Origin of the sequence: Candidatus Mycosynbacter amalyticus, from assembly GCF_025273655.1 — a bacterium.
GTDB lineage: Bacteria > Patescibacteriota > Saccharimonadia > Saccharimonadales > Saccharimonadaceae > Mycosynbacter > Mycosynbacter amalyticus.
The window spans coordinates 936,105-960,334 of sequence record NZ_CP045921.1 but is presented as its reverse complement, the minus strand read 5'-3'; the positions used below and the strand labels follow the sequence as shown (position 1 = coordinate 960,334).

At 50.5% G+C, this 24,230-nt stretch carries 27 protein-coding genes and 1 tRNA gene; 22 read left to right on the top strand and 6 right to left on the bottom strand.

Features of this window, described 5'->3' with window-relative positions:
• Positions 1 to 15: 15 nt before the first annotated feature.
• The 4 genes from GII36_RS05280 (at position 16) to GII36_RS05265 (ending at position 2,348) form a co-directional block, all read left to right on the top strand.
• Entirely contained in the window at positions 16 to 207 is a 192-nt protein-coding gene (locus tag GII36_RS05280) for a hypothetical protein (RefSeq protein WP_260763203.1), read from the top strand.
• A gap of 22 nt (positions 208 to 229) precedes the next feature.
• Positions 230 to 778, top strand: coding sequence for a hypothetical protein (locus GII36_RS05275; protein ID WP_260763201.1), 549 nt, complete (start codon positions 230 to 232; stop codon positions 776 to 778).
• A gap of 46 nt (positions 779 to 824) precedes the next feature.
• A tRNA-Met gene (locus GII36_RS05270) sits at positions 825 to 901 on the top strand.
• A 76-nt stretch (positions 902 to 977) separates the two neighbouring features.
• Positions 978 to 2,348 carry an exonuclease domain-containing protein gene (locus GII36_RS05265; RefSeq protein ID WP_260763199.1) on the top strand — a complete coding sequence of 457 codons (1,371 nt, stop codon included), beginning with the start codon at positions 978 to 980 and terminating at the stop codon, positions 2,346 to 2,348.
• A 13-nt stretch (positions 2,349 to 2,361) separates the two neighbouring features.
• On the opposite strand, the gene GII36_RS05260 is transcribed toward GII36_RS05265, so the two are convergent.
• Positions 2,362 to 2,907, bottom strand: a complete 546-nt coding sequence (locus GII36_RS05260; RefSeq protein WP_260763197.1) for a type 1 glutamine amidotransferase domain-containing protein — start codon at positions 2,905 to 2,907, stop codon at positions 2,362 to 2,364.
• A gap of 113 nt (positions 2,908 to 3,020) precedes the next feature.
• On the opposite strand from GII36_RS05260, the gene GII36_RS05255 reads away from it, so the two are divergent.
• The 4 genes from GII36_RS05255 to GII36_RS05240 all read left to right on the top strand — a co-directional run bounded on the left by GII36_RS05255 (position 3,021) and on the right by GII36_RS05240 (position 4,732).
• Entirely contained in the window at positions 3,021 to 3,569 is a 549-nt protein-coding gene (locus GII36_RS05255; protein ID WP_260763195.1) for a non-canonical purine NTP pyrophosphatase, read from the top strand.
• Positions 3,570 to 3,574: 5 nt separating this feature from the next.
• The gene (locus GII36_RS05250; RefSeq protein WP_260763193.1) at positions 3,575 to 3,781 is read left to right on the top strand and encodes a glycine zipper domain-containing protein; all 207 of its coding nucleotides are present in this window, start codon (positions 3,575 to 3,577) and stop codon (positions 3,779 to 3,781) included.
• Between the two features lie 69 nt (positions 3,782 to 3,850).
• Positions 3,851 to 4,069, top strand: a complete 219-nt coding sequence (locus GII36_RS05245) for a CsbD family protein (protein WP_260763190.1) — start codon at positions 3,851 to 3,853, stop codon at positions 4,067 to 4,069.
• An 84-nt stretch (positions 4,070 to 4,153) separates the two neighbouring features.
• Positions 4,154 to 4,732 (top strand): hypothetical protein, encoded by a 579-nt coding sequence (locus GII36_RS05240; protein WP_260763188.1) that lies wholly within the window; start codon positions 4,154 to 4,156, stop codon positions 4,730 to 4,732.
• 5 nt (positions 4,733 to 4,737) lie between these two features.
• Here GII36_RS05240 and GII36_RS05235 read toward each other — a convergent pair whose 3' ends face one another.
• A complete protein-coding gene (locus GII36_RS05235; RefSeq protein ID WP_260763186.1) occupies positions 4,738 to 5,193 on the bottom strand; it encodes a MarR family winged helix-turn-helix transcriptional regulator in 456 nt (151 codons plus the stop codon).
• A gap of 210 nt (positions 5,194 to 5,403) precedes the next feature.
• On the opposite strand from GII36_RS05235, the gene GII36_RS05230 reads away from it, so the two are divergent.
• Together GII36_RS05230 and GII36_RS05225 are read left to right on the top strand one after the other, a co-directional pair.
• Positions 5,404 to 5,958, top strand: coding sequence for a fasciclin domain-containing protein (locus tag GII36_RS05230; protein WP_376787568.1), 555 nt, complete (start codon positions 5,404 to 5,406; stop codon positions 5,956 to 5,958).
• 74 nt (positions 5,959 to 6,032) lie between these two features.
• Positions 6,033 to 7,730, top strand: coding sequence for a cytochrome c biogenesis protein DipZ (locus GII36_RS05225; RefSeq protein WP_260763182.1), 1,698 nt, complete (start codon positions 6,033 to 6,035; stop codon positions 7,728 to 7,730).
• A 327-nt stretch (positions 7,731 to 8,057) separates the two neighbouring features.
• Here the strand turns inward: GII36_RS05225 and GII36_RS05220 are convergent, their stop codons facing one another.
• On the bottom strand, positions 8,058 to 8,798 hold the full coding sequence (locus GII36_RS05220) for a hypothetical protein (protein WP_260764379.1): 741 nt from the start codon (positions 8,796 to 8,798) through the stop codon (positions 8,058 to 8,060).
• Positions 8,799 to 8,990: 192 nt separating this feature from the next.
• On the opposite strand from GII36_RS05220, the gene GII36_RS05215 reads away from it, so the two are divergent.
• A complete protein-coding gene (locus GII36_RS05215; RefSeq protein ID WP_260763179.1) occupies positions 8,991 to 10,859 on the top strand; it encodes a DUF2961 domain-containing protein in 1,869 nt (622 codons plus the stop codon).
• 130 nt (positions 10,860 to 10,989) lie between these two features.
• On the opposite strand, the gene GII36_RS05210 is transcribed toward GII36_RS05215, so the two are convergent.
• Entirely contained in the window at positions 10,990 to 11,343 is a 354-nt protein-coding gene (locus GII36_RS05210; RefSeq protein ID WP_260763177.1) for a YggT family protein, read from the bottom strand.
• 56 nt (positions 11,344 to 11,399) lie between these two features.
• On the opposite strand from GII36_RS05210, the gene GII36_RS05205 reads away from it, so the two are divergent.
• The 6 genes from GII36_RS05205 to GII36_RS05180 all read left to right on the top strand — a co-directional run bounded on the left by GII36_RS05205 (position 11,400) and on the right by GII36_RS05180 (position 16,112).
• Positions 11,400 to 12,071, top strand: a complete 672-nt coding sequence (locus GII36_RS05205) for a phosphatase PAP2 family protein (RefSeq protein WP_260763175.1) — start codon at positions 11,400 to 11,402, stop codon at positions 12,069 to 12,071.
• 15 nt (positions 12,072 to 12,086) lie between these two features.
• A complete protein-coding gene (locus GII36_RS05200) occupies positions 12,087 to 12,872 on the top strand; it encodes a hypothetical protein (RefSeq protein WP_260763173.1) in 786 nt (261 codons plus the stop codon).
• Between the two features lie 47 nt (positions 12,873 to 12,919).
• On the top strand, positions 12,920 to 13,234 hold the full coding sequence (locus GII36_RS05195) for a hypothetical protein (RefSeq protein ID WP_260763171.1): 315 nt from the start codon (positions 12,920 to 12,922) through the stop codon (positions 13,232 to 13,234).
• 101 nt (positions 13,235 to 13,335) lie between these two features.
• Positions 13,336 to 14,370 carry a hypothetical protein gene (locus tag GII36_RS05190; protein ID WP_260763170.1) on the top strand — a complete coding sequence of 345 codons (1,035 nt, stop codon included), beginning with the start codon at positions 13,336 to 13,338 and terminating at the stop codon, positions 14,368 to 14,370.
• 192 nt (positions 14,371 to 14,562) lie between these two features.
• Entirely contained in the window at positions 14,563 to 14,826 is a 264-nt protein-coding gene (locus GII36_RS05185) for a hypothetical protein (protein WP_260763167.1), read from the top strand.
• Positions 14,823 to 16,112 (top strand): DNA polymerase Y family protein, encoded by a 1,290-nt coding sequence (locus GII36_RS05180; protein WP_260763165.1) that lies wholly within the window; start codon positions 14,823 to 14,825, stop codon positions 16,110 to 16,112. Before GII36_RS05185 ends, GII36_RS05180 begins: the two co-directional genes overlap by 4 nt.
• Here GII36_RS05180 and GII36_RS05175 read toward each other — a convergent pair.
• On the bottom strand, positions 16,107 to 17,069 hold the full coding sequence (locus GII36_RS05175) for an alpha/beta hydrolase (protein ID WP_260763164.1): 963 nt from the start codon (positions 17,067 to 17,069) through the stop codon (positions 16,107 to 16,109). The genes GII36_RS05180 and GII36_RS05175 overlap by 6 nt on opposite strands.
• An 87-nt stretch (positions 17,070 to 17,156) precedes the next feature.
• On the opposite strand from GII36_RS05175, the gene GII36_RS05170 reads away from it, so the two are divergent.
• From GII36_RS05170 to lepA, 5 genes are all read left to right on the top strand, one after another.
• The gene (locus GII36_RS05170) at positions 17,157 to 17,333 is read left to right on the top strand and encodes a hypothetical protein (protein WP_260763162.1); all 177 of its coding nucleotides are present in this window, start codon (positions 17,157 to 17,159) and stop codon (positions 17,331 to 17,333) included.
• Positions 17,326 to 18,174 (top strand): tRNA lysidine(34) synthetase TilS, encoded by an 849-nt coding sequence (tilS, locus tag GII36_RS05165; protein WP_260763160.1) that lies wholly within the window; start codon positions 17,326 to 17,328, stop codon positions 18,172 to 18,174. Before GII36_RS05170 ends, tilS begins: the two co-directional genes overlap by 8 nt.
• A gap of 109 nt (positions 18,175 to 18,283) precedes the next feature.
• Complete coding sequence (gene ftsH, locus GII36_RS05160) at positions 18,284 to 20,125, top strand: ATP-dependent zinc metalloprotease FtsH (protein WP_260763158.1); 1,842 nt, start codon at positions 18,284 to 18,286, stop codon at positions 20,123 to 20,125.
• 12 nt (positions 20,126 to 20,137) lie between these two features.
• Positions 20,138 to 21,757 (top strand): murein biosynthesis integral membrane protein MurJ, encoded by a 1,620-nt coding sequence (murJ, locus tag GII36_RS05155; RefSeq protein ID WP_260763156.1) that lies wholly within the window; start codon positions 20,138 to 20,140, stop codon positions 21,755 to 21,757.
• 40 nt (positions 21,758 to 21,797) lie between these two features.
• Positions 21,798 to 23,576: a translation elongation factor 4 gene (gene lepA / locus GII36_RS05150; protein ID WP_260763154.1), complete on the top strand. Its 1,779-nt coding sequence runs from the start codon at positions 21,798 to 21,800 to the stop codon at positions 23,574 to 23,576.
• Positions 23,577 to 23,599: 23 nt separating this feature from the next.
• Here the strand turns inward: lepA and GII36_RS05145 are convergent, their stop codons facing one another.
• On the bottom strand, positions 23,600 to 24,229 hold the full coding sequence (locus GII36_RS05145) for a nucleoside monophosphate kinase (RefSeq protein WP_260763152.1): 630 nt from the start codon (positions 24,227 to 24,229) through the stop codon (positions 23,600 to 23,602).
• Between the last annotated feature and the right edge of the window lies 1 nt (position 24,230).

The window sequence follows — 24,230 nt, the reverse complement described above, 5'->3', positions numbered from 1 at the left end:
AAGGAACAACGCTACATGCTCGAATTCGAACAGCGAGGTATTGCTATTGATACCCCGGCGCAGGAAACAGTAGATATTGATAGGGTAGAAACTCGTCGTCGGCTAGACTTCGTGACGGCAAAACTCGGTAGCAGTGCTATGCAAGACGTGACGCTAGGCGAGGGCTTCGACGAACTTGCTCAGAGCGATCTCGACCTAGCCGCATAACACTTATGCTACAGTAGAGGCTATGAAATCCGCGAGTAGCCTTCTCCCCTTGCCCACCTGGCTGTACGTTGTCGGGTGGGTTTTGTTTGCGTACTTGTGGTGGCAGATACTCCAGTTCGACGTAGCAACAAATACCAACATATTGGTGGGCGGTATGTATTTTGTACAGTTTGGTGTGCACGAGGCGTCGCATCTAGTCGTGATGTTTCTGCCGAGTCTGCTGGTAGCGATGGCGGGGTCAGTGGGCGAGATTGCGTTTACCGTGCTGCTTCTGTGGGCATGTCTGCGGTATAGATCGTATTTCGCTGCGGTCTTTGCAGCGCTTTGGCTCATGCTGGCACTTCGAAGTGTAGGCCGCTATATGGCAGATGCCCGTACCCAAGCCCTAACGCTCATAGGGCCGGGCGAGACGGTGCAGCATGACTGGAACTACATCTTCGGCCAGCTGGGGTGGTTGCCCGCTGATACGATCCTCGGCGGGATTACGCAAGGCCTCGGTGTCGCTATCGGCACATTGGCGCTCATAGCTGGTGCAGCGCTGATTTTCTGGAAACTGTATCAACGGGCCTAGGGTAGAAAAAGTACAGTATATCTGTTACAATAACGTCTGTATTTGCGGCACCGTAGCTCAGTTGGTTAGAGCGCAGGACTCATAAGCCTGAGGTCACAAGTTCAATTCTTGTCGGTGCTACCAAGAAAAACCGATCACCTTGCGTGGTCGTTTTTTCTTGCCAGGAGACTCTCAGCAATTCTTGGTAAAATAATAATACATGTTCTCCGAACCCACAGTCTTCGTAGACATAGAAACAAATGGAGGAAACGGCCCGTCGGGACGGATTATTGAAGTCGGCTTGATTCGGGTCGAAGAGGGTCAGGTGGTACGTGAGTACAAAAGCCTGGTCAATCCCGGCACTGGCGTACCTGTCTGGATCGAACGGCTGACGGGTATCAAGAACAGCGACCTCACTCATGCTCCTTACTTCGAAGATATTGCTAGTGAGCTACGGGAGATACTCGACGGAGCGATATTCGTGGCGCACAACGTACGGTTCGATTATTCGTTTTTTCGCTCGCATTTTGCCGCACTTGGCCATGATTACAAGCCAAAGCTTTTTTGCACGGTCCGTATGTCACGAGGCATGTATCCAGAGCACAAAGGCCACAGTCTCGAGAAGATTATCAATCGGCACGGCATAGTGGTAGAGGATAGGCATAGGGCATACGACGACGCGCGGGCGATTTACGAATTCACCAGATTAGCCATATCTGAGAAGGGCCGTGACGCGTTCCTCGCAAACGTCGCCCTGCAGATGAAGACCAAGACGCTACCGCCCAATCTCGACGAGACCAAGTTCGCGCACCTCCCTACTGCTCCAGGTATCTACATATTTGAAGATGAAGAGGGTACGCCGCTGTACGTCGGCAAAAGTGTCAATATCCGCAGCAGGGTGATGTCGCACTTCGCAAATGATACCAAGGTGGCAAAAGAAATGAAGATCTCCCAGCGTAGCTTCAATGTGTCGTATGAGCAGACGGATACGGAGATAGAAGCGCTGCTGCTCGAATCTGCCAAGGTAAAAGAACTTCAGCCGACATTCAATCGCCTGCTCCGCCGCAAAACCACTCAGTCTGTATTGCTGAAGAAGTACGACGATCATGGCTACCTGACCATCGCCATAGAAAACCGCGACTTATCTGATGTGACCGACCTCGACAAAGTCTATGGCGTCTACACCAGCCGCGCAAAAGCAAAGGCGGCACTCGAGAGTCTGACGCGTACGTATCAGCTATGTCCGAAGCTCATGGGGCTCGAGAAGGCAAAAAGCTACTGTTTCCGCTATCAACTAGGGCTGTGTAAGGGTGCATGTGGCGGCGAAGAACTGCCGTCGGGGTACAATGAACGGGCAGAGTTCGCGCTCGGTCGTTCACGTATCGAAGTGTGGCCGTTCAAGACTAAAATCGCTGTGAAGATCAGCGAGCTCAAATCACTCATCGTGGATCAGTGGGTGATAGAGGGTATCATGCATCATGAGTTCGAGCCGACGCTAGAGCGCCTGTCGAACGGATTTGATATCGATACGTACAAAATACTCCGTGCGTACCTGCGCAAGAATTCTGGTAACGTCACTCCATATGCGTAGCGGCTAGAGCAGACTATACAGTCTGCTCTTCGTGCTTGCCTTCGGCGAATTCTTCTATAATCTTGCTGCAAAACGCAGGTAAATCATCTGGATTACGGCTTGTCACGAGGCCTTCGTCTACGACGACTTCTTCATCGACCCAGTTTGCGCCGGCATTGACTAGGTCTGTCTTGAGGCTTGGCCACGAGGTGACCGTGCGGCCATCTACCACGTCTGCCTCCACGAGTAGCCATGGGCCGTGGCAAATAGCGCCGACAGGTTTATGTTGTTCGAAGAAATCTCGTACGAATGACACAGCGCCTTCGTCGGTGCGCAGTTTATCTGGATTGCCCACGCCACCAGGTATCACTAGGCCGTGATATTCACTGCTATCTGCATCATCTACGAGCGCATCAACATGTATTTCGGTGCCGTTCTTGCCAGTGATCGTATCTGGCTTGATAGATACCACAGTAACTTCTGCACCCGTCTCGCGAAGCGCATCGAGAGGCTGGGTAAGTTCGCTATCTTCGAATTCATCTGTCGCGATTAGCGCGATATGTTTTCCACCTAGTTGCATATTGACCTCCTTTGGGCGACTGTGGACCAAGCCACTATCTACTACAATATATCCCTTATACCTGGTATTTTCCTGAGAGGACGGGATTTTATACGTTTTGCTATACTGAAATTATGAAACACCTCTACCTTGTCACTGGCAATCCGCACAAGCTCAAAGAATGGCAGCAGATCATACCTGCAGATATTGCCATGGATATCGCGGATGTTGATTTACCGGAAATTCAGAGTGACGATACAGAAGAAATTGTGAGGGACAAAGCGCGCCGGGCATACGAAGTAGTCGGTAAGCCTGTCGTAGTAGAAGATGTGTCTGCAGGGCTAGAAAAGCTAGACGGCCTACCAGGGCCTTTTATCAAGTTTTTTAACAAGCGACTGGGTGGTGATGCGCTGTACAAACTTGCAGGCAACGAAGAAGCTCGCGCAATCGTATCGGCAAGCATCGCCTACTTTGACGGCAAAGACATGCTAGTGGTGCGCGCAGATGTGCCAGGCAAAGTAGTCGAGCCGCGGACGCGTGAGGGCTTTGGCTTTGATATCACGTTTGTGCCGGACAGTGAGACTGAGACTTTTGCCGAGATGGCTGCGGAGAAGAAGAATTCGCTGAGCCACCGCGCGCAGGCGATACGGATGCTACTAAATAAGCTGGAAGGGAAAGGGTAAATAAGTTGGCAAAGAAATCACGCAATAAGGCTGATGATTCAAACCAGTATCTCACAATAGGAATAGGTATTGGGTTAGCGGTGGGTACGGTGCTTGGTCTGACTGTGTTTGATAATGTAGGGCTTGGCATGGGAGTTGGCTTGGCTGTAGGTGTGGCTATAGGTATAGCCCTCGACGAAGAAAAGAAGCCAAAAAAGACGAAACACAAGTAGCTTATGCACTTTGATAGCTATCAGATGGTATAATAAAAAGACATGACCAACTAAGCGAAAGGAGCAGATATGAGTCTGGTAGACGACATCTCGGGTAAGGCGAAGGAGGTAACTGGCAAGGTGACGGGTGATCAAGAGCTGGAAGCCAAGGGCAAGGCACAGCAGATTGCAGGTGATCTCAAAGATAAAGCCGATGAGACCAAAGACAAAGTCGGTGATGCTGTAAACGAAGGTCTCGACAACGTACGCGATAGACTAAATGGAGACGACAAGGACGAACCAAAATAGTCTCATCTCCACCGCGCTCGCGAGCCGCCGGTACTACGCCGGCGGCTCGCATAGCAGGGGGTGTAGGGTTTAGTCTGAAGAGATATGAAGCGACGCGTCCATATTATCTATACTCCTGGACTGGGTGATCGGTACGACCCTATTCGACGAGCCTGCTTGAGTGTGTGGCGGATGTACGGCGTACGGGTAACCATGGTGCCGATGCGATGGATGAGCGACGAAGCGTACGGTGATAAACGTGCCCGGGTAGAAGAGATTATACATAAGAGCTCAGACGAAAAGATCGTATTGATGGGCGAAAGCGCAGGTGGTAGCATGGCACTGACGCTTTATGCCGAGCACGTAAACACACTGGTGGGCCTCGTGACATTGTGTGGCAAAAACACTCGTTCTGACAACGTGTCATCGTACCTCTATAGGCGAAACCCGGCGTTTCAAGATTCGATGCACAGGGCGGAGGTCGTCGCAATCGGATTGTCTAGGGCTGATCGGCGAAGGTTCGTATCGGTGGTACCGTGGTATGACCCGACGGTTCCTGTTGCCCAGACGTTACTACCCGGCTGCCAGAAGATGACACTGCCGGCTGTAGGTCACCTATTCTCGATATTTGCTATGTTGACTATCTATGCGCCGTTGATTGTGCACCGGGTGAACAAACTGTAACTGTACTACAGTTTGCTTGCTTGTACAATTTTATAAAGTACCGCGATATAGCTAGAGAGCTCTTCGCGAGTGATGTGATCTTCGCGATAGAGTTTGAGCCTGAGCTCATCCCTTAGGCCCAGTTCGATTTTGTCGACGGTTTTGCGATATTTGGGATTGAGGACGGCAAGTTTGACGCGGCTGTCGCTGGTGTCACTGATTTTGTGCAGGATGCCTTTTGCTTCGAGTGTGGCAACGAGTGTAGTGATATAGGGCATGGTAGTATCAAGTGTTCTCATGAGATCGCTCAAGCCGATGCCTCGTTCACCTGCATCGCGCACTATGCCGACGGCAAACCACTGCATAGAAGTGAGGTTGTACTGTGCGAGATATTCGGATTCGATGCGGCCGAGAATACGGTGAGCCGCTGACTGCATGATGCCGCTTTCATAGGTGGTGATTTGAGAAATATCTTCGTTCATGTGATTCGTGAGTTGTTGACAATACCTTTCGTACTATATTACTATAGTAACAAGTTAAGTTAACTAAGTAAACTAATTAAGTCTACGAAATAACTTGACTATAGGGCAATAATTAATACAGGAGGATCTGGTATGGATTCGGGAAATAATGTAGTAGGAATAATGATTGCAGCAGTAATTGGTATTGTGGTCGGCGCGTTCGGTGGCTATATGCTTGGTGGCATGAAGATGGACTCGAACAAGAACTCCACCACTACGCAGATGAGCAGCGCAAATTCTGAGGGTGGTGACGGCGTCACCGTAGGCGGAGCCAAGATGGTGCGCGACAAAGATATTGTGGACAATGCCGCGCAGGCAAAAAACGTCACGACACTCGTGAGCCTGGTTAAAAAAGCAGATCTAGTAGACACGCTCAAGGGTGAGGGTCCGTTTACGGTCTTCGGTCCGAATAACGACGCGTTTGCCAAACTTGACAAGGCAACAGTTGAGTCGCTCCAAAAGCCAGAGAACAAAGATATGCTTGCCAAAATATTGACCTACCATGTCGTATCTGGCACCTATACATCGGCCGACCTGAAGGCGATGGCGGCGAAAGGGGAGATGCTCACGAGTGTAGAGGGTGAAATGCTGACGCCTGTCATGGACGGCGGCGAGCTTAAGATCCAAGATGCCAAAGGTAACAAAGTGAGTATTGAGACTGCCGATGTGATTAGTAGCAACGGCGTGACGCACGTGGTCAACGCTGTACTGATGCCTAACTCCTAACGAGACCATTTTTGCGCCAGCACAAATCCCCTTTTTTGTGCTGGCGCACCATAGTTACTACAGAAAGGAACAATATGTTACTACTTCTCGGAGCGTTTTTTGCAGGTATGATTACAGTGCTCGCACCGTGTGTGTTTGCCCTATTGCCTGTCATTGTAGGCGGTTCGATAAGTGGCAATGTGGCCGACAAGCGTCGTCCCGTCATTATCGCGGCAAGTTTGGCGGTGTCGCTGATTGTCTTTACGGTGCTACTCAAAGCGACGACGCTGTTTATCGATGTGTCGCCGCAGGTGATTACCTATATTTCTGGCGGTATTATAGTCGGAGTTGGTGTGGTGACACTGTTTCCTGAGCTGTATGAGCGGCTGATTTTGACGTTTAACCTACAGGCAAAATCACAGCAGCTGCTAGGCAGAGGATCGGGCAAAGGCGCGGTGATCGGTGCGATTATTACGGGTGCGGCACTCGGGCCTGTGTTTAGTAGCTGCAGCCCTGTGTATGCATATTTGCTTGCGACTGTACTGCCGGTAAATTTTGGTCTGGCGATGCTCTACATCACGGCGTATGTGGCAGGACTGAGCTTGATGTTGCTACTCGTGGGCTATATAGGTCAGAAGTTGATACGAAAGATCAGGTTTGCTGCAAATCCGCGCGGTTGGTTTCAGCGCAGTGTGGCGGTTATATTTATCATAGTCGGTATACTTATTATTAGCGGCTACGACAAACAGTTCCAGACGTTTGTGTCGCAACATACGCCGTTTAATTTTGACGGGTTGTCGGCGAAGCTTATTCCTGCCGATACTGGTCGTGAAGCAGAAAACGGTGTCCTCAACGTCAAGCCGTATAAGGCACCAGAAATCACAGATGTCGACAGCTGGATCAACAGCAAACCGATACGTATTGCCGACCAAAAAGGCAAAGTTGTACTCGTGGATTTCTGGACGTATAGCTGCATCAACTGCATACGTACGCAGCCGTATCTCAAGTCGTGGTATGCACAGTACAAAGATAGCGGATTTGAGATTATAGGCGTGCATGCACCAGAATTTGCCTTCGAACGGTCGCGAGCAAATGTCGCAAGCGCCGTGACAAAAGCCGGGTTGACGTATCCGGTGGCGCTCGACAATGACTTCGCGACATGGAACGCGTACAAAAACCAGTACTGGCCCGCGTCGTATTTGATAGATGCCGAGGGCAATGTGCGTCGTGTGCATGAAGGTGAGGGCGGCTACAGAGAAACCGAGGAGGCTATCCGCCAGTTGCTTCGCGAGGGTGGTAAGACGGTGCCTGCGCAGTCTAGTGATCAGGTCTCTCAGGAGACACCAACGAGGGAGGGGCAGACACCTGAAACATACTTGGGTACGCGTCGGGCGAGCGATTACGTAGGAACACAGCGATTAATTCGTGGTCGGCATGTATTTACGCAAGCTCAGCTGCCAAAAGTAAATAACTGGACACTTGGTGGAGAATGGCAAGTTGATAGCGAGGGTATACGTGCGATACGGGACGCGACACTTAGGGTGAGGGTAGCAGCCAAAGAAATGTACATGGTTACAGGCACGGAAGCGACTGGTGAAGTAGGAGTACTACTCAACGGCAGGCCGATTTCCCAGACGAAAAACGCCGGTACGGATGTAAATGACTCCCGTGTGATAGTAACTGACGCACGGTTGTACCGTCTAATCGGATTTAGCAAATATGAAAAAGATTCTACGGTGGAGCTCCAGGTGCACGAGGGGATTCAGCTGAACACGCTAACTTTTGGGGGATAAGTTTGCTTCAAGAAGGTCACGCTTGAATGGTAGGAAGTTGAGAGTATGATATCTCTATGGAGAGAGGTGATAAGACTTTTGAGCATATGATGCGCGAAACATTTCCGGAGGTATCCCAAGAGCGGATCATCCGTCATCGCGTGGCTGCAACGGCCATCTTCACTTTTTATACGATGTATACCCCTGGCGTACATGCGGAAGAGCGGAAAGAGACCTTTTCGATCTCGGGCCTATTGCCCGGCTTTCATAGAAGGCGGCATCGATTCTCTTGTGAAGAATAAAATCACCCGGCCTGAACAACCGGGTGATTTAGTGCCGCGTCCTGAGTTATGGCAGGATTACGGCTGTAGTATTACCGCTGAGTAGATTCGCTGTATTGTATGAATTTGCTACATTTGTAGTGTTCGTAGTTGTGTTGGTAACTGGGCTGGTGGTGTTACCAGAGTTGTTGACGCTATGGTTGCTGTTATCGGTATTAGTTGTAGTGTTCGTGGTTGTGTTATTGGTGGTGTTCCATGCCTGGTTGTTTGTCCAGCTCTGCTGGTTTGTATTTCCAGAGTTGAGATTGAGAGTGTTGCCATCAACGCTAACGCTCTGATCACGATTGTCGCTTTGGTCGCGGTTATCGTTGTAAGAGCCGCTGTTGAAGCTGTCGCGGATAGTAGTATTGATACGAGTCGTGTGGGTCTCGTTGTTGTTTGTGGTAGTTGTTGTACTGTTGTTCACGGTCGTATTGCTGTTGAATGAATCCTTGATTCCCCATGCACCGTTGATTGGCTTGACCAAGTATCCTGCGCCCGCAGAGTGACCAACTGTGGCAACAGTGCTTGCACCAGCTTCTTCACCAGCTACTGCTGGCGCGCTCGTGTCTACACATGTACCAGCGACGGTAGTGGTTGGCGCACCCGTAGTAACTTGTGAAGACAAGGCGCTTGCAAGCTGACCCTGGATGATTTGTGATACGACGATGGTCGATACGATCACAGCGGCGACGATTGCGCTAAACACTGTTGCCCCTGTAAGTAAAAGTTGTTGGCGTTGTGCCTGGTAGGCGTTTGATTCAACCATAGTGGTTAATTCCTCTCCCTCGCATAGGGAATTAATTGGTTATGAATACCGCTGGGAATCCCACCCTACCTAGTGGTGACCTCAGCATAGACCTATGGCGCGTAGATGTCTAGCATAAGCGTAGTATTTTCAATTTGAGCTATAGGAGAGATGCTTATGCTATGATAGTTGTAACTAGAAGAAGGGGAGTACATGGCACGATTGCCACAACCGGGCGGTGATATGGGAAATTGGGGAAATATCCTCAATGACTATTTGCGTGTTGCTCATGACGAGCAGGGAAATATAAAGGCTGGAGCGATAGGTGCCACACAGGTTGTAGACGGCGCATTGCCGCAGGCAAAAATCCAAAATCTGACGACTGACTTGTCGGCGAAGTATACTAAGCCAGGCGCGGGCATTCCGAAAACTGATCTCTCCGCAAGTGTGCAAGCAAGCCTCGACAAAGCCGACACTGCCCTACAGTCAGTACCGCCTTCGGCAGGCGTAGCTACCCTATCTGGATTTCCCCTGCGACTTGCGGGTGAAAAGCAAGTATCGTATCCTATCGAGCTGGGCAAAGCACACACGCCAGTCGCGAACCCTACTGGTGCCAAAAAGGTGTTGTTAGCTGAGTCGTGGGGTACTGCCGGTGTTCTAAAACATATCTGGGTGGCGAGTTCTGGCGGTGGCGGTGTGGGCGATTTTTCTGAAAACGGTGGTAAAATCAGGATATATATAGATGACGATACGACGGCTGTCGTGGATTTATCGCTCAACGATTTCTTTGCGTATGCATCTCAGGGTGGAGAATACGCAACTCGGCGTATTGGCCGCACGAAGCGCAATACCAGCAATGGCGAGTCGTCCGCCTATCGCTACCTGCATATGCCGTTTCAGAAATATCTCCGTGTCGAAGTAGAAAACACTACTGCAACAGATATTGTATTCTTCGGCTCGGCTGACTACACGCTTGTAAATGATTTTGCGGGACTCGGTTCTCAGCAGCTTGCTTACAAGATGTATAGTGTTGAAGCTGCTGCAGCTTCGCCATACGACGAGCTAACCGTAGTTGACATCAACGGTAGCGGACAGGTGGAGTCACTCTGGATTGCAGTCAATGCTGCAAGTGGTGATACTGGTATTCTCGAGGGTAATGTCGAAGTATATGTAGATGGAGAAACATATCCTTCGTGGCGCTCATCCGGTACGGAAGATGCGTTCAATGGCGGTTGGTATAATGTGCCTGTTGGCGGGTACCCTGCTGGTCGGGCGGGCGACAGTGCTCAGAGCGGACTCGCGATGACGTACTACAGGTTCTTTGTAGATGACCCTATCTTCTTTAGCTCGCATCTCAAGGTCTTGATTCATGCTGGTCAGCCAAACCAAGGTACAATCACTTCAAGTACATTTGGCCTCTCCGGGTTTGCGGGGGTGTGGTCTAATACGGCGGGTAATGTGAACTACCTAGCGGTAGATACGTCTACGACACTCCTAAACGACCAGTTTACTGACACTGCAGGTTCGCTTGATACTGCCAAATGGAATCAGGTTGGTGGTGTGACGCAGGGCCAGGCGACAGGTTCGACGATTACAGTTGCATACGATGGCTCAAGTAGTGGGCAGGATGTGCGTATTGCGCGGAAGAACGCGGTACTACCAACAAATTACTGGGTGGAGACACGAGTGAGAATTACGGATGCGACACATGATGGCCAAGAAGTGTCATTGATAGCTCAAGGCAACTCACCCGATCCATATTTCGGCTCGGCTATACACGTGCAACTAGTAAGGTTTGGCCAAAATAACTGGGTAATACGAGCACGGGATGATTTCGACGAAGTCTTTATCAGAACTATAGGCGGTGGCCGCAACCTTACCAACGTATGGGTGAAGCTTGCGTTTAAAGTGGTTGGAGCTACTGTGACTGCATACTGGGCGCCAGATAGCTCTCCCGTGTGGCAACCGGTTGGTACTTGGGTAACAGGCAAAACCGGTAGCGCGTTCGGTATCGGTACTTGGACGGCGGGTGCTGAATTTGACTATCTCGTTGTTCGTCCATTGCAGACATATACACACTAGCGCTCTTTTCAGCTTTTTCTCAAACAAGCTCGCTACACTACATATAGCTGCAAGATGCAGCTACCTCATCTCCACCTACATACCCACCAAATATGGCCACCTACGAGGTGGTCGTTTGGTTTCTGTGGAATTAGCGCGTTATGTTGACGAGTTTGGTGAGACCGACAGCCAGGAGCCAATACACGACGATAGCGACGATGCTGCTAGTATCGACATAGAAGCGAGTATAGTCTGGTTGGTCGAAAATACCGTAAAACGGTACGACGAAGATCCCACTGAGGTCGTAGACGAAACTAACAAATGGCGTCTCTGGATTGGCGCTGAGCATGAGGAGGACGATACGGAGGGCGAGAAGAGAAGCGATAACGCCAAAAATGTACCAGATGGCGCGCGTCATGATGACACGATTTGTTTTGACGACGGGTTTTTTGGGCTTGTAGCTGCCCCGTGGTTCTGGCATGGGTGTTTGTGCGGGTGTGTTCATAGTTAGCATAAGCGTACCACATATGAGTGCATTTGTCATGGAGGTATACTAGATACATGAGCATGAAGGTGATCCCAAGGCGACTGTGGCTCGTAGCTGGCGCTTTTTTGGTGTTTGTGATGGTAGTAAGCTGCCTAGTTTGGCTGGCTCGGACAGTCCAGGCCGGGCAATTGTTGTGGTTTGATGAACCGCTGATGTACTGGATCCATGCACAGAGTTCACAGGGAGTAACTAGCGTATTGACATTGGCAACACGCATTGGTGGTGGTGTCGGAGTGGCAGTGATGACGGCTGTCCTCACAGGTTGGTTGGTATATCGACGTAGCTACGGGAGAGCATGGTTTGCTGTGCTAAGCATTGCTGGGGCGGGTGTACTCAATGTGTGGCTCAAACTGCTGTTTGAGCGAACACGGCCAGATTTCTGGCAGCATTTGGTATACGAAACGAGCTATTCATTTCCAAGTGGACATGCGATGGGATCTTCTGCACTTCTACTTGTCTGTGTGTTTCTAGCGTGGCGCACACGCTGGCGCTGGTGGCTTGTATGTGGCGGTAGTATATTTGTTCTGCTTGTCGGCGTGTCGCGTATGTATCTCGGTGTACACTACCCAAGTGATATATTGGCGGGTTGGCTCGTAAGCCTCTTGTGGGTATCGACACTATATGGAATTCTCTATGGTCATACGAAGCGAAAGACGATGAGCGGTCATGCATCCAGCATCACATGATATGATGATGTCAGTATGAGCAGGGAAATATTTGGTCAAGTTGCCGTGCAAGATGAATTGCCGTACGACCGTGTAGAGGTGGGTCCGACGAACATCGAACTTGTGCAGCTCAATAGTATCCACGAAGTAGCGCAGTATCGCGCAGAGTATGATCAGGGGGGTATCGAGGAGTTGGCGCGATCTATGATAAGAGACCACGATAACCTCGTGTCTGGCGTTGAATTGGATGATTACCAGATGGTGACTGAGGCACTCGATCTAGGGACGCCTCTGATTGTGAACCGGATCGAGCGTGCCCATATTGATGCATTTTTGAACGATCATGCAGCGCACTATGATACAGTTCCAGAGCAGATCTTGTTTGACGCGGAGTCTGACACTGTTGATGTGAGCGGTAGCGGTCATCGCCGTCGTCGTGCACTACTTCATATTGCCAAGCAGTACGGGTTTGATTCGGATCGTATATATGTACAGTCGGCTGTGTACTGTAATCTGTCGTTTGAAGAGATGCTTGGTAAGCAATTTCGCGAAAATATCTCGGAACGCCCACCGCGTATCGACGAGGCGAATTCGATTGCTCGGTATTATCGACAAAAAGTTCGAGCAGGACAAAAGCCTACTTACAAATCGGTGGCAAATTTTTACTGCGTGGATGAAAAGGTGGTGTCTCGTGCACTTGCCTTTGCCTCATTGCCAGATGAGGTGCGGATATATGCAGAGCGCGACATACTACCATTTAATCTCGTAGCAGATTTCGGCAATTATCCGAAGCATACACTTCGCTCTACTCAACAAAAGTAGCCCATGGCGAGACGCAGGAAGACTATGTAAAGAATGAGTTGCTTGTCATGGCCAATCGGCTTACAAAACATCGGTTTGATGGGGATCCCGTCAAAAAGCTCGATACCATACTGAGTGCTGCACTAGATTCGGTATATACGCAAATGGGTGGGGCTCAAGGAGAGTTATTCTTTGTTGTTCAGGAGCCTGCCAGCACTCGTCGTGCGAAAGGTGTGAATCAAGCGGCGGCAAGGGCGATAGAGTTTTTGCAGATGCTCGAGACACAGGATGAGTTGAACAACGAAAACCGTACGAAGCTTCAAAATATACTTGCAACTCGGGCGATTGCTGCCGATACCGAGTCGGCTATTTCACTTTTTTGATGCTCGATACTTACGTGATGAAATATTGATGTAAAATTTGCCTAAAAACTTGCTGTCTGCAAGATATGTTGCTACATTGACAAAAAGTAAGGGAGTCAGCGATGGGAATCCAGATCCGCTATGAGCACGGGCCAACTCAGGACGAAGCAAACGTATATGATTTGGGTGATTTTAAGGAGTTGCTTGATGAGGTAGACTCGGGATATCATGAGCGCTTCTCGGCTCTCTCTGCCCAAGCAGTGGGTGACGTGCTGGCTACTGCATATTTCAGCGCTAACAGCGATGCGCTTAACGATACGTACCAACACGCACTGTTTAGCGCTTATCTCGAAGATTTACGAGGTACCGATCGACAAGCGCTTCCATATATATTTGGTGTAAGAGCAAAAGAAATAGCCCGGATCCACCGTGTGATGCCGGGTTTGGTTGCGCGAGCAGTCCATCCATTGCTACGTTACGAGAGGCCTGTAGCCACGGGGACTGATACTCATGCCAGTGTCGAAGAGCTCGATCAGGAAGCTGCACCTAATGACTATACTCCGCATCTACATGTTGTGCCGGATATAACAGAGGAGTCCGCCGCTTCTACACCTGCGAGTGTTGTCGATTCTGTTGATATCATACCTGTTTCTGTATCGCAAGAATACGACAATATCCCCCGCTTAAGCGCAGAGGAATATATTAGCCATGGGCTTGAGCAGCAAAAACATAAAGGCTGGCAGAGCTCAGCCAAGCTGTTTTTTGCTGGTGAACTTGCTGCCGAACTGAAAGACGGCCAGGCCAGCGCACTCGCCGCCCATATCTTCGATGGCGCAGATCGGAGTAAAAAGGCGAATCTCGCGCTCGGTGAGCTGCGTAAATGGCACGCGGTTGTACGCAGCGCTGGTATACATTTGGAGCGCCTTGTTTTGAATGATCATCAGGCTGTGCGCTTCGATGATTTAGTAAAAAGCCTGACAAACCCCACTGATAGTCGTAAGTCCTCGGTCGTGGAAATTGTGCGTCGCAAGATGGAGCAGTCGCCCGCTTCACGGTCTATGGACGACGATACGGCAAAGTGTCTTACTGTAGGGCTGATTGCCTCACTCTATGAGCATTACAAATTAGTGTCGGGAGACGACGAGCAAGCATCGTAGGGGGCTGTAGATCGTCGTACTTGGGTGGTATAATAGTTACATAGCACCGCGATACACACTAGCTTTTCCCAGAGCAAAGCGTCCCTCCGGTAGCATCATTCATCGTCTTCGGACTCTGGCTAGAAACGGGCGAGTAGGACGGGCGAACAATCAGAATCGTTTCTCTAAACTGTAATTTGGAGATTTTTGATTATGAATGATGAGCTTTTCCTCAATGAACGAATAGATGTGGTGGCGACGTTTGGCGTAGGGCTGAATCCCTGTGTACCGGTACGGTTTCGGCGTGCGAATGGCCGCGAGGTTACTGTGGAGGAGATTGGCCTCAGGCATCCCACGATGAAGGGGAGACGTACAATCCATGCGTTCGACGTAACGGACGGTGCAGCAGATTATCGGCTGGAGTTTGACACGGAGCGGCTCACGTGGAGATTGACGCGCGAAGGAGATAGGCCATGAATATATACGAGCACTACAATCCCGCGCAGCCACTTGTGATGCATATCGATCTCAATAGTTGCTTTGCTACGGTAGAGCAGCAGGCACGGCCTATGCTGAGAGATAGGCCGGTGGCAGTAGTAAATCGCCGCACCGAGCACACCATGATCGTGACGGCCAGTTACGAGGCTAAGAGGGCCGGTGTGATGCTCGGCATGAAGCTAAAGGATGCCAAGAAGCTATGTCCGGAACTTGTAGGGGTGGAGAGTGATCCACCCAAATATCGCTATGTATATCATCGACTTCTTGACATCATGAACGACTATTCGGCACATGTGCGCATGAAAAGTATCGACGAAGGTGTAATAGATTTTTCGCAGGCACCCAGGGCGATACGGGAAAGGGGGATTGAAGAGATTGGTTACGAAATCAAGCAGCGGCTATGCGATGAGATAGGGCGAGCGATGCGGTGTAATGTCGGAATTGCAACCAATCGTTTCCTGGCTAAGACGGCGGCGAGCTTGCACAAACCGGATGGTCTAGATGTAATAACGGCGCAGAACTTGCGTGAGATATACGCAGGTCTCGAGCTGACCGAGCTTACGGGTATTGCCGCGCGCAACGAAGCAAGGCTGAGTGCGGTAGGTATCACCACGCCGCTGGAGTTTCTGGATGCCGACGAGCAGCTGCTGCGCACTATGGTGTTCAAAAGTATCAATGGCTCGCAGTGGTACCAGCGCCTGCGCGGTTGGGAGGTGGATGATGTAGACTACGCCATGAAAACGGCTGGGCGACAGTTTGTGTTGGATGCGTATAATATGCCATACGAGCAGATACTGAAGCGTCTGCACCACTTGTGTGAAGCGACCGGCAAGAAGATTCGCAGTCAGGGCAAAGTCGCGCGCGGTGTGCAGGTGTGGGCGACGACGCACCGAGAAAAAGGCTCTCCTGAGGCAGCAAGCGGCGGCTGGGAGCAGCGAACGGGTAGTCGCTACTGGCATGCGCGGCACATGAGCACTATGCCGTTTTTCTCTGATCAGGCTATTTATGAGCAAGCCAGGCAACTGTTTGTCGGTGCACCACCGCTGATCCGCACAATCGGCGTGACGCTGTATGAGCTGAGCGATGACGAAGATCCGCAGCTGAGCTTGTTTGGCGATGAGCTGGCGCGCGAGCATGCGCTAGTGGGCGCGGTAGACGAGATTAACAGTCGCTACGGCAAACACGTGATTCATAGCGCCGATACGCTGGGTATGTATCAGGCGATTGACGAGAAGATCCCTTTTGGTAGTACGAGGTATTTATAGTTCTTTGGCGGGGTCACGATTTTCGTAGAAGCTGAGGTAGAGATCGTTTAGCTGGGCTTGGTGTTTGGCGACAGCAGCGTCGGTGGGATTGAGTATGTCATGGCCGATGCCCATGTCGGCTGCGAGGCGAGTCTGGCGGAATGAGGCTTTGCTGTTTTTTGCAAGGCTTTGTGCAATGCGGTGAGCTTCGTTGAGATCGATTTGTGTGTCTTTTTCTGAAGTCACGACGGCAACATGCTTGAGGTGAGTGGTTGTCAAATCTGAGCGGTAGTTTTCGACAAGTGTGAGGTACTTGGCAAGCGCGCGTACTGAAAAACCTTGAGTAATACGATCTGGTGCCAGGTTCATGCCATAGAGTGTGAGGAGAATCGGTTTTTGCCAGCGCGGTGAGGCACCGGGGGCAATCTCATAAAATGGTGAAAGTACGAGCAGGCGGGAGACGTCATCGATATACTGCGCACCCCATGTAGCAAGATCGGCGCCACCAGATATGCCAACAAAACCAATCGAATCGCCGAGGCCACTGGCAATCGAGTAGCTGTCGCCTACGTACTTCGTGAGTTCTGCTAGTGTGACGTCGCTTGTTGCTTCGGGATTTTTAGTGGTGCCATGCTGCGGTGCGAGCGGAACGTAGACATTGTAGCCTGCGTCGTAAAATGTCTTGGCAAGCTCGGAGTACTGAGAAGGGCAGGAGGTGATACCGTGGAACATGACTACACTGCGAGCGACTTTTTTGTCATGGACATAACTTCGTGACTCGCAGCCTTGTTCGAAATTTGTCTGAGATGAGTCGGTTTTTTGCTGGGTGATGATACGAGCGATAGCCGTCTCGTATGATAGCTTTTCGGTATGAACTTGCTGAAGGTTGCTGCTGCGGTGAGGGATAAAATACAAGATGAGGAATGCGGCAAGGGCAAGGCCTACCAAGCCCATGAGGGTGATAAGTATATATGTCATAGTTTTTCTACGTGTAGTCTGGTGCACACTTCCAGAGTATCACGCAATTGTATCGGAAGCGCAAGCATTTCGGCGTATACTAGAGCTATGAACAAAAAAACAATTGGATTTTTCGCTGTACTTGGTATGACGGTTGGATCTGTCGTTCCGATGCTTTTTGGTGATTATAATTCGTTTGATGCATGGTCGGTGCTGGGCGGCCTCGTGGGTGGTATCGTCTGTATCATGCTCGGTGTTTGGGCGGGCAAAAGATTCGGTGACTAATCAGCTTACGAACCGACCACGGTATGTTGTCGCGGTAAGTGGCGGCGTGGATTCGGTCGTGCTGCTCCATGCATTGCTCACGCATCACAGCTCGGACGTAGTGGTCGCGCATGTAGATCATGGGATTCGTCCAGATAGTGGTAAAGATGCACAGTTTGTCCGCAGTCTTGCGAAGCGGTATGGAGTGCCATTTGAAATGACGCGCCTTGCCCTTGGTGAGGGGGCAGGTGAGGATGTGGCGCGACGTGAGCGCTATGCGTTTTTGCGCCAGGTAGCCGAGCGCTACGGCGGCGTGATCGTAACGGCCCATCATGCAGATGATGTCGTGGAGACGGTCGCGATTAATCTACTACGTGGTACGGGCTGGCGTGGGCTGGCGGTATTTGGCGCCGACGATATCTATCGGCCTATGACAGTATGGTTTAAGCACGAAGTTGTCGACTATGCTAAGCGACATAACTTAGAGTGGCGTGAAGACAGTACGAATGCCAGTGACAAGTACCTGCGTAATCGTCTACGTAAGCAAGCGCAGCACTTGCCGCTCGACACGCGGCTAGAACTACTAGCGCTTTGGCGACGCCAGCATGAGCTGAAGCGTGACATACTGCATGAATCGCACCAGCATGCGAGTTTTCGGCGCTACCCATATATTATGATGCCGCCAGCGGCTGCCATAGAGGTGCTAGCACATACGCTCGGTATAGCACTTACCCGGCCGCAGCTTCATCGTGCGCTGCTAGCGATCAAGACTGCGAAGTCTGGCGGCGAGTACCATCTTACGAAGCGGTATTGTTTGTGTTTTACGACCGACGAGTTTCGTATCGAGGTTCGCAAAAAATGATATACTAGTACTAGTGGGATTATAATTTGTACTCTTAGAAAACCAGAAAGGAATCACGGCTGATTTTATGGCGGCGAAAAAACGTCCAAATCCGAAAAAAAATTCTAATATGACAAACTACCTACGTTTGTCACTGTTCTGGGCTATTGTGATCGTGATCGCCTTGTCGCTGGTAGCTATCTTCTCGCCACCAGAGCAGCTTAAAGAAGTCCCGATCTCTGATGTGGTTCAACGTGCCAACAAGGGCGAGATTGCACGCATCGAAGGCCAGGGCGGAGATCTGAAGATTACGCCGAAAGGCCAAGATAAGCCGACCGAGACAACCTATATCCAGGGTGGTATTGGTACATTACTGCGCGACGACACGCTGACCGAGCAAGCCAAGGCAACCGTTATTGATGACAAAGCGCCATCAAATACTAGCGATATCATCTGGAATATGGCGATTATCTTGATTCCAACCATCGTGATTATCGGTTTCTTCATGTTTATGATGCGCCAAGCCCAGGGTCAAAACAATCAGGCAATGGGCTTCGGTAAGAGCAAAGCTAAGCTGTATGGTCTCGACAAAGAAAAAGTTGTATTCGCCGATATCGCTGGCAATGATGCTGCCAAGCAAGATCTCGAAGAGGTCGTAGATTTTCTGAAGAGTCCGAAGAAGTACGAGCAACTTGGCGCCAAAATTCCAAAAGGTGTGCTGCTGGTGGGTAATCCGGGTACTGGTAAAACCATGCTGGCACGTGCGGTGGCGGGCGAAGCGAACGTGCCGTTCTTCTCTATTTCTGGTTCTGAATTCGTCGAAATGTTTGTGGGTGTCGGGGCTTCTCGTGTGCGAGATTTGTTCCAAAAAGCCAAGAAGAATGCTCCGGCAATTATCTTCATCGATGAAATCGATGCTGTCGGCCGTAAGCGCGGCAGTGGCATGGGCGGTGGTCACGATGAGCGTGAACAGACGCTCAACCAAATCCTGGTCGAGATGGATGGCTTCGAAACTGGCACAAATGTGATTGTACTTGCTGCAACTAACCGTGCAGATGTGCTCGACCCAGCACTGCTGCGTCCGGGTCGTTTCGATCGCCGTACAAATATTATGCTTCCAGAGCGTAAAGACCGTGAAGCTATCCTGAAAGTGCATTTCAAAAACAAGCCTACCGAAGATGGTGTGAATCTCGACAAACTGGCTGCCAAGACCGCAGGTTCATCTGGTGCAGACTTGGCAAACATCGCCAACGAGGCTGCGATCATCGCTGCGCGCCGTAACAGCAAGAAGATTAGCAATGCGGATCTTACCGAAGCGTTCGAAAAAGTCGCCATCGGTCCAGAACGCAAAGCCAAGGTGATGGGCGACAAAGAAAAAGAGCTCACAGCTTACCATGAAGCCGGCCACGCCATTGTTGGGCATGTATTGCCAGACAGTGACCCAGTCCACAAAGTCACGATCATCCCGCGTGGTGGCACGGGTGGTGTAACATGGTTCCTACCGCCAGAAGACAAGAGCTATACCAGTGTCTATGAGTTCAAAGATATCCTGGCACGTGCGATGGGCGGTCGAGTAGCCGAAAAGATTCTCTACGGCGACGATGGTATTACAACTGGCGCCGGTAGCGACCTGCGTAAGGCGACCGAGATTGCGCGAGACATGGTGATTGAGCAGGGTATGGGTACTAAACTGCGCGACCAAGTATTCCACGAAGATAATGGCGGCATGGTATTCGACAAAATTACCCACGAGCGCCCATACAGTGACGCGACTGCCAAGCTAATCGACGAAGAGGTCGAGGGTCTCATCAAAGAAGCTGCTCATCGCGCTGAGTTGGTGATTACGCAGAATCGTAAGAGTCTTGATACGCTCGCCAAGGCGCTACTCAAAGAAGAGACACTCGAAGAAACAGCTGTCGACGAAGCGCTCAAAGATGCCACACTACCAAAAGAGGCTAAGCTGCACGCCTAAAGGTACATCAAAATGGGAGTTCGAGCAGCAGTACTACGCATGAACAAGCGGCTTAGCATTCAGCTAGCCGCTGCGCTTTTGGCGAGTGCCACCTTGCTATCAAGCGCGCTTGGGTTGTTTCGCGATCGTCTGTTGAATGGTATGTATTATGATACATATAAAGTGGGTATCGATGCCTATACGGCTGCATTTACGGTGCCAGATTTCATGTTTTTCATACTGGTGTCAGGTGCGCTGAGTGTCACGTTTATACCCGTACTCAATCAGCGCCTCGCGACAGGCAACAAGAAGTCTGCCTGGCAGCTCAGCTCAAGTTTGATAAACTTCATGGCACTGATTACGCTGATTGCGAGCGTACTCATTATCATTTTTGCCGATCCTATCCTGCGTTATATCATCGCGCCAGGACTGAGCGAGTCTGGTATGGCGCTGGCGGTGAGTATGATGCGCGTGATTGCAGTCAACCCGTTCTTGTTCGCGATCGCGACAGTAATCGCAAGTATGCAGCAAGCAGTGGGGCGCTTCGCATTCTTGGCGCTGGCACCGACGATTTATAACATCGGTATTATCATCGGAGCGTTGTTCTTTACGAGCGGTATCACTATCTTTGGTGTCCAGATATTTGAGGGTGGTATCATGGGTGTTGCGCTGGGCGTGGTACTTGGGTCGATATTGCAACTCATCGTCAGCTCGATTGGTCTGATTGGGCTTGGATTTGACTACGAATTCAAGATTTATTGGAAAAACAAAGGTTTTCGCCAGGTATTGAAGCTCTTGCCTCCACGTTCGTTTGATCAGGGAATGGACTACGCGGTAAGTCTGGTAGAGATGAACCTGGCGAGTCGCATGACCGAGGGGACGTTGCGCGCATTTCAGCAGGCGACGACACTACACTTGGTACCGATCAATCTCATCGGCGTGGCTATTAGTACGGCTGCTTTCCCCAAGATGACCGAGCGACTTGGACAAGGTCGACCAGACCTCTTTCGGGATGAGCTGCAGGGCGTGCTACGAGTGATTATATGGATTGCACTGCCAGTATCGTTGATTACTTTTTTCACGCGTGGCTATCTGGTTAATTTCATCAACAATGGTGGTGATGCGCTGATGTCGATGCTGTTGGGTATTCTTGTGGTAGCAATTCTCTTTCGTTCGATTTATCATATCGCGGCTCGTAGTTTTTACGCACAGCAAGACACCAGGACGCCACTCTATATTTCAATTGTAGCAATCTCTCTTAACATCATCCTTGCGATTTGGTTTACGTTTACACTGGAGCTCGGCGCGGCAGGGCTTGCGGCCGCGCAGTCGATTGTAGCAGTGGTCGAGGTGGTAATACTTTTCATGGTGATGTCACGGAGAATACCGGGCCTGTTTGGTAATGGTTTTTGGAGTGCAGTACTGCGTATGGCAAGTGCCACAGGGCTTATGTCACTTGTTACTTATTTTATGGTAACGTCGTTTCCACTTGGTGCGGGGGACAATAGTTTTCTTGCGAGTTTTCCGAAATTCTGCCTCATTGTCGCGGTAAGCCTGGTGGCCTATGTCATGCTAAGTCAGTTGATGTCGCTCCAAGAAGCACGTCCTGTCGTTAGGCGTGTCAAACGGGTCTTCTTTGGTCGTACTCGCTAGCATTTACCCCTATAAAATGCTATAATAACACCATATAATTATGGATCAGTCACGCATACGAAATTTCTGCATCATCGCGCATATCGACCACGGCAAAAGTACCTTGGCGGATCGCATGATGGAGATGACGGGGACGGTCCAGAAACGCGATATGAAAAGCCAGCTGCTCGACAGTATGGAGCTGGAACGCGAAAAAGGTATTACGATTAAACTCGCACCGGTTCGCATGCAGTACAAGGGTAATGATCTCAATCTTATCGATACACCAGGACATGTCGATTTCAGCTACGAGGTGTCGCGTAGTCTTCAGGCCTGCGAAGGAGCGATCCTGGTTGTCGATGCCAGTCAGGGAATACAAGCCCAGACGCTGGCGAACGTTTACTTGGCGCTCGAGGCTAACTTGACTATCATACCAGTGCTAAACAAAGTCGATTTGCCAGCAGCTGACGTGCCGCGTGTCAGCAAGGAGGTCATCAATCTGCTTGGCTGTGATGAATCTGATATCCTCAAGATTAGTGCGAAAACTGGTGAAGGTGTGCCAGATGTACTCGATGCGGTAGTGGAGCGTGTCAAGCCGCCACTTGGTGATATGGCCGCACCCACGAGAGCATTGATTTTCGACAGCTACTACGACGACTATCGCGGCGTCATCTTGTATGCTCGGGTAGTGGACGGCACAATTCGAAAAGGTGATACGATCCAAATGATTGCAACCGGTGCCGATGGCTTGGCGCTGGAAGTAGGTGCGCTGAGTCCAATTATGAAATCAGAATCAGATATTGGTACTGGAGAAATTGGCTATATTGTCACAAATCTCAAGACTACCAGAGACGCACGCGTAGGCGATACGATTACCGTCAAGCGAGCGCACGCCGATAGCCCACTACCTGGTTATCAGCACGTAAAGCCGTTTGTCTATGCGGGCTTCTTCCCGGTGAGCAACGAAGAGTATAACGATCTCAAAGACGCCGTCGAAAAACTCAGTCTCAGCGATAGTGCTTTGCAGTTCGAGCCCGAGAATTCGCCGGTGCTCGGTTTCGGCGTACGCATCGGTTTTCTAGGCCTGCTCCATATGGATATTGTTCGCGAGCGGCTGGAGCGTGAATACAATCTAGACCTTGTCGTCACCAATCCCAGTACCGACTATCAGGTGACATTAAATAGCGGCGAAGAGATTGATATCAAATCAGCCTCCGAACTGCCCGTCGTCACGAAAATCGCAGAAATCCGCGAGCCATGGATAAATGGCGAAATCGTGGTGCCAAGCGAGTATATCGGCGCGGTGATCCAGCTGATCGTGAGCAAACGCGGTTTGCAAAAAAACCTGAGCTATATCGATGAGCGGGCGCTGATCAGTTTTGAAGCGCCACTCGCGAATCTGCTGACTGACTTCTATGATCAACTCAAAAGTGTGACAAGCGGCTACGGCAGTTTCAACTACGAACTAAGCGGCTACAAGCCTGAAGATTTAGTGCGAGTTGATTTCTATGTGGCGGGCGAGATGGTGGATGCACTCAGTGTGATGGCTCACCGAAGCGAAAGCCAAGGGCTTGGGCGAGAAATAGTGAAGAAATTAAAAGATGTGGTACCGCGCCAGAGTTTCCAGGTGAGCCTGCAAGCGGGTATTGGGGGCAAATTCATCGCCCGCGAAGACATATCTGCCTATCGCAAAGATGTGACAGCCAAGCTTTATGGTGGAGACGTATCGCGTCGTAAGAAGTTACTTCAGAAGCAGGCTAAAGGAAAGCAGCGGATGAAGCGGTTTGGTAAGGTTGATATCCCGTCCGAAGCGTTCACTGTCATGCTCAAGCGGGACTAGCCGCACCTTTTGAAAGATTAAAATTAAGAAGTGGCGCGCTGTAACAGGCGACTTAGGATCGTGTCGAAGACTTCTTCGCGCGAGGCATCGCTATTGATCTCAATCAAGAGGCCAAGTTTGCGGTATTCTTCGATAACTGGGAGGGTTTTGCCGGTAAATTCTTGAATGCGATTGCCGAGAACCTCATGTGAGTCATCGGCACGCAGTTCACGGTCGCCAATTTCTTTGGAGGCGTCGAGCCGGCGATAGATCGTTTCTTCATCGATCGTCAGGTAGAGTACGGCTTTTGTCGGATGGTCACTCGCCTCCGTGGCTGCAAGTACACCTTGTTCCTCGCCGATCCAGCGCCCAACAGAGCTGAGGATAAGCGGCCGACCGGCAAATTCTTTGCGCGAAAGGTAAGGAGTAACAATACGCATATATTCATCGGTGGGAAATAGTCCGCCAGATTCTTGGATAGCAATCTGCTCTGGTGTGCGTGGACTACCACGGAGAATTTGGCCCCCACTGAGCGTCACGCCACCGAATAGCTGGGCTAGTTGATGTCCATGTGTATCTTTGCCGGCAAAGGGCAAGCCAAAGATGTTGATACTCCCGCTTCCGAGCCACTGCTTGACAGTTGCGAGCTGGTTTTCTGATAAAGAGGATTGCATT

Bases quoted from the DNA above. Each gene is read 5' to 3' on its own strand.
- GII36_RS05170 (WP_260763162.1), top strand. From the start codon at position 17,157: ATGAACAAAAAAACAATTGGATTTTTCGCTGTACTTGGTATGACGGTT.
- murJ (WP_260763156.1), top strand. From the start codon at position 20,138: ATGGGAGTTCGAGCAGCAGTACTACGCATGAACAAGCGGCTTAGCATT.
- GII36_RS05185 (WP_260763167.1), top strand. From the start codon at position 14,563: ATGAATGATGAGCTTTTCCTCAATGAACGAATAGATGTGGTGGCGACG.
- GII36_RS05230 (WP_376787568.1), top strand. From the start codon at position 5,404: ATGCTTGGTGGCATGAAGATGGACTCGAACAAGAACTCCACCACTACG.
- GII36_RS05205 (WP_260763175.1), top strand. From the start codon at position 11,400: ATGAGCATGAAGGTGATCCCAAGGCGACTGTGGCTCGTAGCTGGCGCT.
- GII36_RS05255 (WP_260763195.1), top strand. From the start codon at position 3,021: ATGAAACACCTCTACCTTGTCACTGGCAATCCGCACAAGCTCAAAGAA.
- GII36_RS05215 (WP_260763179.1), top strand. From the start codon at position 8,991: ATGGCACGATTGCCACAACCGGGCGGTGATATGGGAAATTGGGGAAAT.
- GII36_RS05235 (WP_260763186.1), bottom strand. From the start codon at position 5,193: ATGAACGAAGATATTTCTCAAATCACCACCTATGAAAGCGGCATCATG.
- GII36_RS05145 (WP_260763152.1), bottom strand. From the start codon at position 24,229: ATGCAATCCTCTTTATCAGAAAACCAGCTCGCAACTGTCAAGCAGTGG.
- lepA (WP_260763154.1), top strand. From the start codon at position 21,798: ATGGATCAGTCACGCATACGAAATTTCTGCATCATCGCGCATATCGAC.
- GII36_RS05175 (WP_260763164.1), bottom strand. From the start codon at position 17,069: ATGACATATATACTTATCACCCTCATGGGCTTGGTAGGCCTTGCCCTT.
- GII36_RS05195 (WP_260763171.1), top strand. From the start codon at position 12,920: ATGGCCAATCGGCTTACAAAACATCGGTTTGATGGGGATCCCGTCAAA.
- GII36_RS05190 (WP_260763170.1), top strand. From the start codon at position 13,336: ATGGGAATCCAGATCCGCTATGAGCACGGGCCAACTCAGGACGAAGCA.
- GII36_RS05240 (WP_260763188.1), top strand. From the start codon at position 4,154: ATGAAGCGACGCGTCCATATTATCTATACTCCTGGACTGGGTGATCGG.
- GII36_RS05225 (WP_260763182.1), top strand. From the start codon at position 6,033: ATGTTACTACTTCTCGGAGCGTTTTTTGCAGGTATGATTACAGTGCTC.
- GII36_RS05265 (WP_260763199.1), top strand. From the start codon at position 978: ATGTTCTCCGAACCCACAGTCTTCGTAGACATAGAAACAAATGGAGGA.
- GII36_RS05260 (WP_260763197.1), bottom strand. From the start codon at position 2,907: ATGCAACTAGGTGGAAAACATATCGCGCTAATCGCGACAGATGAATTC.
- GII36_RS05200 (WP_260763173.1), top strand. From the start codon at position 12,087: ATGAGCAGGGAAATATTTGGTCAAGTTGCCGTGCAAGATGAATTGCCG.
- GII36_RS05210 (WP_260763177.1), bottom strand. From the start codon at position 11,343: ATGAACACACCCGCACAAACACCCATGCCAGAACCACGGGGCAGCTAC.
- GII36_RS05220 (WP_260764379.1), bottom strand. From the start codon at position 8,798: ATGGTTGAATCAAACGCCTACCAGGCACAACGCCAACAACTTTTACTT.
- GII36_RS05275 (WP_260763201.1), top strand. From the start codon at position 230: ATGAAATCCGCGAGTAGCCTTCTCCCCTTGCCCACCTGGCTGTACGTT.
- ftsH (WP_260763158.1), top strand. From the start codon at position 18,284: ATGACAAACTACCTACGTTTGTCACTGTTCTGGGCTATTGTGATCGTG.
- GII36_RS05280 (WP_260763203.1), top strand. From the start codon at position 16: ATGCTCGAATTCGAACAGCGAGGTATTGCTATTGATACCCCGGCGCAG.
- GII36_RS05180 (WP_260763165.1), top strand. From the start codon at position 14,823: ATGAATATATACGAGCACTACAATCCCGCGCAGCCACTTGTGATGCAT.
- GII36_RS05245 (WP_260763190.1), top strand. From the start codon at position 3,851: ATGAGTCTGGTAGACGACATCTCGGGTAAGGCGAAGGAGGTAACTGGC.